The 11,967-nt window shown below is 59.7% G+C and carries 12 protein-coding genes; 6 read left to right on the forward strand and 6 right to left on the reverse strand.

What is annotated here, in order from left to right; translation table 11 throughout:
• Positions 1–66: 66 nt before the first annotated feature.
• Both GH784_RS15995 and GH784_RS16000 read right to left on the reverse strand, forming a co-directional pair.
• Positions 67–747: a DsbA family protein gene (locus GH784_RS15995; RefSeq protein WP_003511833.1), complete on the reverse strand. Its 681-nt coding sequence runs from the start codon at positions 745–747 to the stop codon at positions 67–69.
• Between the two features lie 128 nt (positions 748–875).
• A complete protein-coding gene (locus GH784_RS16000) occupies positions 876–1,388 on the reverse strand; it encodes a DUF721 domain-containing protein (RefSeq protein WP_003511832.1) in 513 nt (170 codons plus the stop codon).
• A gap of 97 nt (positions 1,389–1,485) precedes the next feature.
• Between GH784_RS16000 and mutY the strand changes: the two genes are divergently transcribed.
• Positions 1,486–2,589 (forward strand): A/G-specific adenine glycosylase, encoded by a 1,104-nt coding sequence (gene mutY / locus GH784_RS16005; protein WP_065702726.1) that lies wholly within the window; start codon positions 1,486–1,488, stop codon positions 2,587–2,589.
• Positions 2,586–3,197: an HAD family hydrolase gene (locus GH784_RS16010; RefSeq protein WP_065702728.1), complete on the forward strand. Its 612-nt coding sequence runs from the start codon at positions 2,586–2,588 to the stop codon at positions 3,195–3,197. The genes mutY and GH784_RS16010 overlap by 4 nt, the downstream gene beginning before the upstream one ends.
• A 336-nt stretch (positions 3,198–3,533) precedes the next feature.
• Here GH784_RS16010 and GH784_RS16015 read toward each other — a convergent pair whose 3' ends face one another.
• Positions 3,534–4,676, reverse strand: a complete 1,143-nt coding sequence (locus GH784_RS16015) for a site-specific DNA-methyltransferase (protein WP_003511827.1) — start codon at positions 4,674–4,676, stop codon at positions 3,534–3,536.
• A gap of 232 nt (positions 4,677–4,908) precedes the next feature.
• On the opposite strand from GH784_RS16015, the gene GH784_RS16020 reads away from it, so the two are divergent.
• Positions 4,909–6,009: a hypothetical protein gene (locus tag GH784_RS16020; protein WP_065702730.1), complete on the forward strand. Its 1,101-nt coding sequence runs from the start codon at positions 4,909–4,911 to the stop codon at positions 6,007–6,009.
• On the opposite strand, the gene GH784_RS16025 is transcribed toward GH784_RS16020, so the two are convergent.
• Together GH784_RS16025 and GH784_RS16030 are read right to left on the reverse strand one after the other, a co-directional pair.
• Positions 5,969–6,430: a DUF1284 domain-containing protein gene (locus GH784_RS16025; RefSeq protein WP_065702809.1), complete on the reverse strand. Its 462-nt coding sequence runs from the start codon at positions 6,428–6,430 to the stop codon at positions 5,969–5,971. The genes GH784_RS16020 and GH784_RS16025 overlap by 41 nt on opposite strands.
• 215 nt (positions 6,431–6,645) lie before the next feature.
• Positions 6,646–7,326, reverse strand: coding sequence for a GntR family transcriptional regulator (locus GH784_RS16030; RefSeq protein ID WP_013635630.1), 681 nt, complete (start codon positions 7,324–7,326; stop codon positions 6,646–6,648).
• Positions 7,327–7,517: 191 nt separating this feature from the next.
• Here GH784_RS16030 and GH784_RS16035 point away from each other — a divergent pair, with 191 nt between their 5' ends.
• Complete coding sequence (locus GH784_RS16035; protein ID WP_013635629.1) at positions 7,518–8,207, forward strand: HAD family hydrolase; 690 nt, start codon at positions 7,518–7,520, stop codon at positions 8,205–8,207.
• Positions 8,208–8,403: 196 nt separating this feature from the next.
• Here the strand turns inward: GH784_RS16035 and GH784_RS16040 are convergent, their stop codons facing one another.
• Positions 8,404–8,943: a hypothetical protein gene (locus tag GH784_RS16040; RefSeq protein ID WP_003511819.1), complete on the reverse strand. Its 540-nt coding sequence runs from the start codon at positions 8,941–8,943 to the stop codon at positions 8,404–8,406.
• 276 nt (positions 8,944–9,219) lie between these two features.
• Between GH784_RS16040 and thrC the strand changes: the two genes are divergently transcribed.
• Positions 9,220–10,617, forward strand: a complete 1,398-nt coding sequence (thrC, locus tag GH784_RS16045) for a threonine synthase (RefSeq protein ID WP_065702731.1) — start codon at positions 9,220–9,222, stop codon at positions 10,615–10,617.
• 19 nt (positions 10,618–10,636) lie between these two features.
• Positions 10,637–11,935, forward strand: coding sequence for a M16 family metallopeptidase (locus tag GH784_RS16050; protein WP_003511816.1), 1,299 nt, complete (start codon positions 10,637–10,639; stop codon positions 11,933–11,935).
• The last annotated feature ends 32 nt before the right edge of the window (positions 11,936–11,967 follow it).

Genomic DNA, 11,967 nt, shown 5'->3' on the forward strand with positions numbered 1-11,967 from the left:
AAATAACGGCAATAAAAAACGGGCGAACGGAAATATCCGCCGCCCGTTGCTTTAAGGGTTCGGCGATCAGAGCAGCTTGTCGATGACAGCCGACATGGTTTCAACCGACATGTCTCCCGCGTATTTCTTGCCGTTGATGATGAAAGTCGGCGTGGAGTTGACGCCGAATTCCGTCGCACCGCGTTGCATCGTTGCGTTCACATCATCCAGAAGCTTCTGGTTCGTCAAGCAGGCCTCGAAAGACTCCTGTGAGAAACCGGCCATTTTCGACAATTGCAGCAGGGCCGCACGGGCATCCTGGGCTGTTGCCCAGCTCTGCTGCTGCTTGAACAGCATGGAAACGAACGGGAAATACTGTCCTTCCGGTGCGCAGCGCGCCAGCATGAAGGCAGCAGCGGCACGCGGATCGAACGGGAATTCGCGGATGACGAAATAGGCCTTGCCGGTATCGATGTATTTCTTCTTGATCTCGTCAAAGGTCTTGTTGTGGAAATTGGCGCAATGCGGGCAGGTCATCGACATATATTCGACGATCTTGACGGGAGCGTTCGCATCGCCGAGCGCCGCTTCCGGCAGCGGACCGGGCTTCAACACCGCAGCCATATCCACGTCACCGGTGGATTCAGGCAATTCCTGCGCCTGGGCAACGCCCGGCGTGAAGGCAAACGGCAGGGCCGTGGCAAGGGCAGCAAGTGCAACGCCGCCGAGAAGGCTGCGACGGGAAATGGTCAGTTCGGAAAAATGCATGAAAGCACCTGTTGGTAATAGACTCTATTGTCTGTTGATTCCGATATAGCGACGGCCTGTTCATCACAAGCGGGGTTTTGAACTCTTCTTGTCAAAGAATTGTGACCAGTCAAGGACCGTGCGCGACATCAAATCGTCCCGCCCCGCGGCTTCTTCTTCTGCATCACCGCCGTGCCGAGCCTTTCCACTGCCTTGCGCAGCGCTTCGCTCTCTATGCCGTCCATCATGTCGTCGAGACGTTTTGCCGCATCACCGCGCAGCGGCGGCGGCTTTCGCCGGCGGGGAACGGGCTGCGATACCGGCTTCTGCACGATCCTGATCTGGCGTACCGCCGGAAAGCCAAAAAAGCCGTTGATGCGGGCGATGAGCTCGCCCTGTGCATGGGTGAGGAACAGAGCCCGCGCGCCTTCGCAGGCAATCGTCAGCACGCCCGGCTGGTAACCGCCGCGATCCGGCCCTTCGTCGCGACGCGGCCAGGTGATCTTTTCCGGCCGCGTGCAATCGGCAAAGTCATCGCCGGCTATCTCGTCCCACGAGCCGAGCAGCGCCGTGTTGATGCCCGCCCGTTTCGACAGGAGGGGATCCATGATGCCATTGGCTATTTCGGCAATCTGGATGACGCCTTTGCGTGGATATCGCATTTTTCACTCGGGTTTCAGGACCGGACAGTCCGGAGCTTCTTGATAGGTCGGTATGAATGGCCCAACTATAGGCCGAATCGAAGAGAAACGGCAAACCATGCTTCAAAAAACCGCCCCGTCATCGCACGCGCAGATGCTGCTCGCATGGTACGACCGCCACCATCGCGAGTTGCCTTGGCGCACCTCGCCAGCCATGGCGGCACAAGGAAAACGTGCCGATCCCTATCATGTCTGGCTCTCCGAAGTGATGTTGCAGCAGACGACGGTGCAGGCGGTGAAACCCTATTTCCTGAAGTTCCTCGCGACGTGGCCTCATGTCAGCGATCTGGCGGCGGCACCGGTTGAGGATGTGATGGCTGCATGGGCGGGACTTGGTTATTACGCCCGCGCCCGCAACCTGAAAAAATGTGCGGAAGCTGTGGCGAAAGAGCATGGCGGAGTCTTTCCCGATACCGAAGAGGGCCTGAAGAAGCTGCCCGGCATCGGCGACTATACATCTGCTGCCGTGGCGGCCATTGCGTTCAACCGGCAGGCGGCGGTGATGGACGGTAATGTGGAGCGCGTCATCTCCCGCCTTTTCGCCATAGATGCACCCCTGCCCGGCTCGAAACCCGCCATGAAGGCGAAGGTGGCGGAGCTTACGCCTCCCGACCGGCCGGGCGATTTTGCGCAGGCGATGATGGATCTCGGTGCGACGATCTGCACGCCGAAGCGCCCTGCCTGCGCGCTCTGTCCGTTCAATGGCGGCTGTCTGGCGCTTGCCCATGACGAGCCGGAGCGGTTTCCGGTCAAGGCCGCGAAAAAGGCAAAACCGGTGCGGCTGGGAGCCGCCTTCGTGGCGGTGAATGCAAGCGGCGAAATTCTGCTGCGGCGGCGCATAGAAAGCGGCCTTCTCGGTGGCATGACGGAGGTGCCGACAACGGCATGGACCGCACGCGTGGATGGCGGCACCGACACGAGCCACGCGCCTTTTGCCGCGTCTTGGCAAGCGGCGGGCGTCATCGTGCATGTCTTCACCCATTTCGAGCTGCGGCTCACCGTCTATCGGGCACAGGTACCGGATGGGCTTGAAACTGGCGCGGATGACGGATGGTGGGAGCCGGTTACAAATCTTGACGCGCAAGCCTTGCCGACGGTGATGAAAAAAGTCATCGCACAGGCTATTCCATCCGCATTCGATGAAAGCAGGAAGTTTCGATGACCAAGATTGAGCATATCGTATTCGACATCGGCAAGGTACTGATCCACTACGATCCGCATATTCCCTATAGCCGCCTCATTCCCGATGCCGACGAGCGCAAATGGTTCTTCGAGAATGTCTGCACCCATGACTGGAACCTCGAACAGGATCGCGGACGCGGCTGGGAAGACGCCGAGGCGCTGCTGATGGAGCAGTTTCCCGAGCGGGAAGAGCATATCCGCGCCTTCCGCAAGTTCTGGCATGAGATGGTCTCGCATTCCTATGACGACAGCGTCGCGATCATGACCAGCCTGATCGATAACGGTCACGACGTGACGATGCTGACCAACTTCGCCTCCGATACCTTCCGCGAAGCGCAGAAGATGTTCCCCTTCCTCACCCTGCCGCGCGGCGTGACGGTTTCTGGCGATGTGAAGCTGCTGAAACCGGATGTGGCGATCTACGAGCTGCACGCGAAGGAATTTGGCCTCGACCCTGCCGCAAGCATCTTCATTGACGATACGCTTGTTAATGTCGAAGGCGCCAAGGCCGCCGGCTGGCAGGCGGTGCATTTTACCGGGGCGGAAAAGCTGAAGCAGGATCTGCAATCCTACGGCGTGGATGTCTGACAGACCATCAGATCCAAAAAGAAAATTGGCGCAGGCGGAAATGGCGGTCTCCTGCCTGCGCCAGTCCTGCCGCAAGCGGCATGGGACAGCAATGTTTTCGTGAACTTTCCGAACCGGATTTTCACAACCATTGCTTTGCGTAGGACACTATGACCGTTCTCTTGCGCGAAACTTGTCTGGCTAAATTTAGATATTCAAAAATACCAACGCCCGACACCGAAGTGCCGGGCGTTGGTCGTTCTCCATCCGGGACTGAAGGTACTAAACCGGACGGAGACGTATGCTGACAATGGCGGGCGGTGGATCGTTGCCTTCAGCCTTTTGGGCTTTAGACTGTCAGGCCTTTGCCAGTTCACTGCGGATGATTGTTCTCAGATCATCGATAGGCTTCAGCTGGTCGCCATCCTCGAAGTGCCAGAACGTCCATCCGTTGCATGCGTCGAGACCCTGCACCTTTGCACCAAGACGGTGAATGGAGCCGGCAGTCCCGCCGGATGCAATCGTACCATCGGCACGAATAATGGCGCTATAACGGCGCTTTGCATCGGTCAGCACCTGGCCGGGACGGACGAGGCCGCTTTCCACCAGGGTGTTGAAGGCGACACGCGGTTCGGCCCTCTTGCCGGTCATGACGGTCAGCTCCGCCTTGCCGAGCGGCTCGACGGCGGCGATGCGGGCAGAGGCCGCGTCGATGTAATCCTGTTCGCGTTCGATACCAACGAAGTGGCGGCCGAGACGTTTTGCAACGGCACCCGTGGTGCCGGAGCCGAAGAACGGGTCGAGCACGATGTCGCCAGGCTTGGTGGAGGCCATGATGATGCGTGCCAGCAATGCTTCCGGCTTCTGGGTCGGATGCACCTTCTTGCCGTCGTCACCTTTCAGCCGCTCATGGCCGCTGCAAATCGGGAACAGCCAGTCGGAGCGCATTTGCACGTCATCGTTGGAGGCCTTCAGCGCTTCGTAATTGAAGGTATAGCCCTTGGCTTTCGGATCGCGGCTCGCCCAGATCATGGTCTCATGGGCGTTCTGGAAACGGCGGCCCTTGAAGTTGGGCATGGGATTGGTCTTGCGCCAGACGATATCGTTCAGGATCCAGAAATCGAGGTTCTGGAGCATGGAGCCGACGCGGAAGATGTTGTGGTAGGAGCCGATGACCCAGATGGTACCATTCGGCTTCAGCACGCGGCGGCAGGCCAGCAGCCAGGCGCGGGTGAAGGCATCATAGGCCTCGAAGGAGGAGAACTGGTCCCACTCGTCATCGACCGCATCAACCAGCGACTGATCTGGCCGGTGAAGCGTACCGCCAAGCTGGAGGTTGTAGGGCGGATCGGCGAAAATCGCATCCACCGACTGGCTCGGGAGGGCATCCAAGGCAGCGACACAATCACCTTTGATTATGCTGTCTTTCCAGGCGTCACTCTCGCCCGCACGATCAAAACCGGCACGCCGAAAATCGGCCAGCGGAAAAACTGCTGCCATTGGTACTCGCTCCATACGCTTACTCTCTACTGATGCTTATGGTTACCGAAGATGGTTATCAAAGCCTGAACAAGTCACGGAAAATGCGAAATAAATGGCTGTTGCGGCCGACACGCGCAATTTGCTGGCGCGGGCGGGGAACCCGAAGTGGCGCAAAAACGTTGTGCACAACGGGTTGTCCTGTTCCGCATGTCGGTGCTGGCAATACCGGCAACTCAGGGGGTAATCCGCAATGACGTCCGTAACGCGAGTGGCTTCTTTTTCAGTGCATGCCTTTTCCGCGGCTCTTCTCCTGGCGGCGCTACCGTCAAGCTTGGGGGCGCAGGAGCCGGCACCGCTATACAACGTCGTCACCGACGCTGTGCTGTTCGATGGCGGCCCCTCGCTCGGCAACAGCGACAGGGTGCGTTGGGATTTTTACAAGGCTGACCGGGCCGGAGTGCGCAGCGACGTCAATGCCGGCGGTTCCTACGACGCCACCTTCGAAGCGAAGCTGCCGGCGGGCAAATATGTCGGCGTGGCAGCGCTGGGCAACATCCGTCGCGAAATACCCTTCGAGGTGAAGGAGGGAAGCCTAACGAGGCCAAAGGCGAATTTCGACGCGGCGGAACTGACGGTAGTGCCAAAACGCAGCCCCGGCGGCGATGTGGAAAGCCAGGCGAAAACCGAAATCACCAAAGAAGATTTCAAGGACAGCGTTTACGGGCAGAACACGACCTTCGTGCCGGCGGGCGAACTCCTCCTCACCGGCAGCATCGGCCCTGCGCGTGCGCAGGAAACGCTTGCCATCAAGGCGGGCGAGACGATCAGCCACGACCTTGTCATCCCGAGCGGCGTGGTCGTTGCCAAGGCGGCCTATACGGACGGTGGCAAGGCTGTGGAAACGGACGATATCCGTTTCGAAGCGCTTTCAGCCAAGGAGACGCTTGATGGCACGCGCCAGACCATCAACGGTGTTTACGGCACCGGCAAAACCATGGAAATGCCTGCCGGCGATTTCGTGATGCGCGCGCGTCTGGGCAAGGTCACGGTGGAACAGCCCTTCACCGTAACTGCAGGAAAACGCACTGAGATCAACCTCAACCTCGATGCTGGTGTTCTGGCAATCACGGCACCGGGTGCGGAGCGGATCGACATCGTCGAAACGACCAAGGACCTTCAGGGTACGCAAAAGGAAATTTCCGGCCGTTATGGCAACCGGCATCAGGAGACCCTGCATCCCGGCGATTATTCGGTGAAGGTGAGCTACGACAAGAAATCCGGGCGCGAGCCGAAGGAGATCAAGGCGACGGTCAAGGCCGCCGAGAGAACCGAGACGAATGTGCCGGAGTAGCAGTAAGCCGCTGCCCGGCCGGGTGCGGCGGCGGCTCGCCAATCTTCACGCCGGTAAATCCTGATGCCGCGATGCGATCGCACAGCCTAATCCACTGGCAGCCGCGACAGGCCTGCCGGATGTCTCCGGCAGCAAAGGCCAGACGCATTTTCTCCAGCAGCTCCGGCGTTGCCCGCAGCCGCTTTCCGGCGGTGATTGTCTCGTTCAAAAGCGTTGAAACCGAAAGCCTGGCCGCCTCGTCCCTCTGCACCACACCCTCGTTGAAACAGTGGGCATGGGTTTCACACAACAGGCCAACGCAGATATCGTCCGGCCCATCGACCAGCTCGATATCCTCTTCGCCAGCGTTCAGCCGAGCGGCGACACGGTCGTAGTTTTCGACAAAGCCGGAGGTATATCCCTTCCCCATATAGGTCAGCATGCAGAGAAGGTGATGGGGGCGAAGGCGGACCGTCACGGGACGCGTTTCCGATCAAGAAAACAGATCGGCGGACAAAGGAAAAATCCGCTCCGTGATTTCGCCGTATCAGCAGCCATACATGCTCCCTTCACGCACCGCGGATCGTCATCGCGGCCGGATATCGATAACCGACTTTTCGGGCGGAGTCCAAACGAGCACAGCCAATCGTTCCCGGCCTATCCGACGATGGCGAAGGCGTCGTGCACCGAGCCTGAAGGGGTGCGGATTGCCTTGCGGCCGATCCATTGCACATGCCCGTCGAGAATTCGCACCGCCTCCTCGGCACGGCCGCCGCGCAATGCGTCGAGGATCGCGCGGTGATCGGTATCGGTGCGGCGCTCCCATCCTGCCCGCCAGGCGGAAAACAGGAACCGGGCGCTCGCGGCATGTAGGCCGTCGATCGCCTCCATCAGGCGCGGCATGTTGCAAGGCGCCGTGATGAGGCGGTGGAAGCGGCGATTGGCCTCTTCCCAATGCTGCACGTCGACCGCGCTATCGCCTTCGAGCGTGGCGGCCTCCGCCTGGTCGAGAATGGCTGAAGTCATGTTTGGAATGGCGTGGCGCAGCGCCAGAACCTCAAGCGCGGCGCGCATTTCCGCGACTTCGCGCACATCGGCGAGGCCGAAATCCGCGACCCGCACGCCGCGGCGCGGAATGCTGGCGGCCAAGCCCTGCGCCTCCAGCCTGCGGAACGCTTCGCGCACCGGCACATGCGATGCGCCGAATTCGGCGGCGATGTGATCCTGCCTCAGACGTTCACCCGGCGACAGCTCGCCGCGCACGATGCGGTCAGCCAGTGTGCGACTGATGCGTGCGGCAATGGTATCTTCGGGTCTGGTTTTCGCTGTCTTGGGCATAACATCCCATAACGCATCCGGCGCTAATCTGTGTAGCGGTTTTTGCACGCAGGAAACGCGCAAAGCCAAATCCCAGCTATGAGCCGGGCGCGACCGACCCTTGCGGGCCAGCCGGTTGAGCTTGACGCGGACTTGGTCTAAAAGCCCGGGCATCACTTTTTTCCAAGGCAAATCCGATACAGGGAGCGCCCATGAGCGGCTTCGACCTCATTATTTTCGACTGTGACGGCGTTCTGGTCGATTCCGAAATCATCGCCGCACAGGTGGAGTCCCGCCTTCTGACCGAGGCCGGGTATCCGATCTCCGTCGAGGAAATGGGCGAGCGTTTCGCCGGCATGACCTGGAAGAACATCCTCCTGCAGGTGGAAAGCGAAGCCAGCATCCCGTTTTCCGCATCGCTGCTCGACAAGTCGGAAAAGCTGCTCGACGCGCGGCTGGAACGCGACGTGAAGATCATCGAGGGCGTCAAGTTCGCTCTGTCGCGCCTGACGACACCGCGTTGCATCTGCTCGAATTCCTCCAGCCACCGCCTCGACATGATGCTGACGAAGGTGGGCCTGAAGCCCTATTTCGCACCGCATATCTACTCCGCCAAGGATCTCGGAGCCGACCGCGTCAAGCCGAAGCCGGATATCTTCCTGCATGGCGCAGCCCAGTTCGGCGTTTCACCGGATCGCGCCGTGGTAATCGAGGATTCCGTGCACGGCGTGCATGGTGCAAAGGCAGCCGGCATGCGCGTCATCGGCTTCACCGGCGCATCCCACACCTATTCGAGCCATGCCGACCGGTTGACGGATGCGGGCGCGGAAACGGTGATTTCACGGATGCAGGACCTGCCCGCCGTTATTGCAGCGATGGCGGAGTGGGAAGGCGCTTTTTAATCTCTGACTTTGTCACAAACGCCACTTCGTCATGCTCGGGCCTGTCCCGAGCATCTGCAACGACTTGATTCCACGATACGTGTTCGGATCCTCGCGACGGGCCCGAGGATGACGTTGCGTATGAGCCATGGTTTGTTTGCGATCTGCCCGAAAGCCCGCAACAGCAGCCTCCGGTTTTTACATTTCGCCCGTCAAATCACCGGCGCTTGGTCTTGGCCTTTGCGCCCTGCTCGGCAAAACCGATATAGACACTGACCGACCTCGGTGCGCCGCCCGGTCCGTTGGGAATGGCGACATGATCGTTGTTGAAGATGAACTGCGTGCCGGCACCGCCTGCAGCAACGTCGATGGCGAAATTGGTCGTTTCGCCGTAAATCTCGCCGTCGCCGTCCTTAACGGTGACGCGGATCGGTACGGTCACGCGGCCGGGCTTCGACATCGGGCCGGGAACGAGACGGCCCTGGGCCAGCACGTTTACCGTCAGCGTGGTTTCGTTCGCGGTACAGGAGCGCGTCGTGTCTGACAGCGAAACCTGATAGGCGAGTTTCTGCGGATCGTCCTTTGCGCCACCGGCATAGACGCGGTGGACGGCATTGGCATCGAGAACCGTGACCGTCGGGCAGTTGGCCTGCACCACCGGAGCAACGGCATTTGCCTGCGCCGCCGGAGGGTTGACGGCAAGCGAATCTGACGGATTGGAGGAATTGCATCCTGCAACAACGGCCAGAAGCGACATCGCGGCGGACAAACGCAAGAAATTCCCTGACACTCTTCTAATTCCCTCTCCATTGTCCCGGAACCGAACCGGAGACGCTGTTTATTGACCTTTCACGCAGGTTGGCGATGGTCTATAGCAGCGACGCCGGAAAAAATCGATTGGCATGTTTGGTTTTGCTTGAATTTTCAAAAAAGCCCTTCATTACCTCGCCAATCGCCTCATTCCGGCGGGATGCTGCTGATAAAGAGCCGGTAACGGCAACGGACAGACCGGTAAACGACAAGGGACTATCTCGTGAAATATGTATCGACCAGGGGTGCGGCCCCTTCGCTTGGTTTCTGCGACGCGCTTCTGGCGGGCCTTAGCCGTGATGGCGGGCTTTACGTGCCGCGCGAATGGCCCTCCATGTCGAAAAAGGAAATCCGCAACCTGCGCGGCAAGTCCTATCAGGACATCGCGTTTGAGGTTCTCTACCGTTTCACCGGCGGTGAAATTCCGGCCGACAAGTTCCGGGCGATGATCGACGACGCCTATGCGACGTTCCGCCATCCGGCCGTAGCACCCCTAACGCAGACCGGGCCGAACACCTTCGTGCTGGAGCTTTTCCACGGCACCACGCTTGCCTTCAAGGACGTGGCGATGCAGCTTCTCGCCCGCCTGATGGATTATACGCTGGCTGAGCGCGGCGAGCGCGCCACCATCGTCGGCGCCACCTCCGGCGACACCGGCGGCGCAGCCATCGACGCCTTTGCCGGGCGCGAGCGCACCGACATCTTCATCCTTTTCCCCAACGGCAAGGTCTCTCCGGTGCAGCAGCGCCAGATGACGACCTCCACCGCCTCCAACGTGCATGCGCTGGCGATCAACGGCAATTTCGACGATTGCCAGAACCTCGTCAAAGAAATGTTCAACGACGCGAAGTTCCGCGACGGCGTCAAGCTTTCGGGCGTCAACTCCATCAACTGGGCGCGCATCATGGCGCAGGTGGTCTATTATTTCACGGCGTCCCTGTCGCTCGGCGGTCCCGACCGGAAGATTTCCTTCACCGTTCCAACGGGCAATTTCGGTGATATCTTCGCCGGTTACGTCGCCAAGAAGATGGGCCTGCCGATCGACAAGCTTGTCATCGCCACCAACGACAACGACATTCTGGCGCGCACGCTGAAGACAGGCCGTTACGAGATGCGTGGCGTCACGCCCACCACCTCGCCCTCGATGGACATCCAGATATCCTCGAATTTCGAACGGCTGCTGTTTGAGGCCTATGGCCGCGATTCCGCTGCGGTAAAGGCGTCGATGGATGGCCTCAAGCAATCCGGCGCGTTTGAAATCCCGCCGCATGCGCTGAAATTCATCAAGAAGGATTTCCGCGCCGGCCGCGCCACCGAAAAGCAGGTGGCGGCGACGATCCGCGATACGCTTGAGAAAACCGGTTACCTGATCGACCCGCATACGGCGACCGGCGTTTTTGTGGCGGAAAAACACGAAAAGGCATCAAGCCCGATGGTGGTCCTGTCCACTGCCCATCCGGCTAAATTCCCGGCCGCCGTAAAATCCGCTTGCGCAATCGACCCGGCGCTTCCAGTATGGCTAGCTGACATTATGAACCGGGAGGAGCGTTTCGACATTCTGGACGCAGAGCTGAAGACGGTGGAAACCTTCATCGGCAGCCACGCACGCGCCGGCAAATAGAGACGCGGAAAGACTTGATATGAGAGTTAATGTGACCCGGCTTTCGTCCGGGTTGACCGTTGTCACGGAAAGAATGCCGCATCTCGAAAGCGTTGCTCTTGGGGTGTGGATCAAATCCGGGTCCCGCAACGAGACGACTGCCGAGCACGGCATCGCCCATCTTCTCGAGCATATGGCCTTCAAGGGTACGGCGCGCCGTACCGCCCGGCAGATCGCCGAAGAGATCGAAAATGTCGGCGGCGAAGTCAACGCCGCGACATCGACGGAAACAACTTCATACTACGCCCGCGTCCTGAAAGACCACGTTCCGCTCGCCGTCGATATTCTTGCAGACATCCTGACGGAGTCGCTGTTCGACGAAGACGAGCTGGAGCGGGAGAAAAACGTAATCCTCCAGGAAATCGGTGCCGCCACCGATACGCCTGACGATGTGATTTTCGACAATTTTTCCGGCGTCGCCTATCGCGACCAGACCATCGGCCGCCCGATCCTCGGCACTCCGGAAACCGTGCAATCCTTCACCAGCGCCCAGATCAGGCATTATCTCGCCCGCAACTATACAACGGATCGCATCTTCGTCGTTGCAGCAGGTGCTGTCGACCACCAGAGCTTCGTGAAGCAGGTGGAAGAACGTTTTGCCTCGCTGCCGCAGCTGCCGGTCACCACGCCGGTTCTCGAAAAGGCGATCTATACCGGCGGGGAAATCCGCGAGACCCGTGACCTCATGGACGCGCAGGTGCTTCTCGGCTTCGAGGGCAAGGCCTATCACGCCCGCGATTTCTACTGTTCGCAAATTCTCGCCAATATTCTCGGTGGCGGCATGTCATCGCGCCTGTTCCAGGAAGTGCGAGAGTCCCGCGGCCTTTGTTATTCCGTTTATGCCTTCCATTGGGGTTTTTCCGACACCGGCATTTTCGGCGTGCACGCGGCGACCGGCGGCAACGACCTGCCGGAACTGATGCCCGTCATCGTCGACGAGTTGCGCAAGTCTTCCCAGACCATTCATCAGGAAGAAATCGACCGCGCCCGCGCACAAATCCGCGCGCAACTGCTGATGGGTCAGGAAAGCCCGGCAGCCCGTGCCGGCCAGATGGCACGGCAGATGATGCTTTACGGCCGGCCCATCCCCAATGAGGAGATGATGGAGCGCCTGAACGACATCACGCGGGAACGCCTGACCGATCTTGCAGGACGGCTGTTTTTCGATACAGTTCCGACATTGTCTGCAATTGGCCCGCTCGAACAGCTGCCGCCTCTTTCAGACATTACTGCCGCGCTTTCCGCGCAGCAGCCCGCAAGGATAAAGGCGAACGGCTGAGGGTTGCGGTTTCTTTCCGTACAGGGATGGTG

Source organism: Agrobacterium tumefaciens, from assembly GCF_009649785.1.
Classification (GTDB): domain Bacteria; phylum Pseudomonadota; class Alphaproteobacteria; order Rhizobiales; family Rhizobiaceae; genus Agrobacterium; species Agrobacterium tumefaciens.

Bases quoted from the DNA above. Each gene is read 5' to 3' on its own strand.
- GH784_RS16010 (WP_065702728.1), top strand. From the start codon at position 2,586: ATGACCAAGATTGAGCATATCGTATTCGACATCGGCAAGGTACTGATC.
- GH784_RS16050 (WP_003511816.1), top strand. From the start codon at position 10,637: ATGAGAGTTAATGTGACCCGGCTTTCGTCCGGGTTGACCGTTGTCACG.
- GH784_RS16015 (WP_003511827.1), bottom strand. From the start codon at position 4,676: ATGGCAGCAGTTTTTCCGCTGGCCGATTTTCGGCGTGCCGGTTTTGAT.
- GH784_RS15995 (WP_003511833.1), bottom strand. From the start codon at position 747: ATGCATTTTTCCGAACTGACCATTTCCCGTCGCAGCCTTCTCGGCGGC.
- GH784_RS16030 (WP_013635630.1), bottom strand. From the start codon at position 7,326: ATGCCCAAGACAGCGAAAACCAGACCCGAAGATACCATTGCCGCACGC.
- GH784_RS16000 (WP_003511832.1), bottom strand. From the start codon at position 1,388: ATGCGATATCCACGCAAAGGCGTCATCCAGATTGCCGAAATAGCCAAT.
- GH784_RS16020 (WP_065702730.1), top strand. From the start codon at position 4,909: ATGACGTCCGTAACGCGAGTGGCTTCTTTTTCAGTGCATGCCTTTTCC.
- GH784_RS16025 (WP_065702809.1), bottom strand. From the start codon at position 6,430: ATGCTGACCTATATGGGGAAGGGATATACCTCCGGCTTTGTCGAAAAC.
- mutY (WP_065702726.1), top strand. From the start codon at position 1,486: ATGCTTCAAAAAACCGCCCCGTCATCGCACGCGCAGATGCTGCTCGCA.
- GH784_RS16035 (WP_013635629.1), top strand. From the start codon at position 7,518: ATGAGCGGCTTCGACCTCATTATTTTCGACTGTGACGGCGTTCTGGTC.
- GH784_RS16040 (WP_003511819.1), bottom strand. From the start codon at position 8,943: ATGTCGCTTCTGGCCGTTGTTGCAGGATGCAATTCCTCCAATCCGTCA.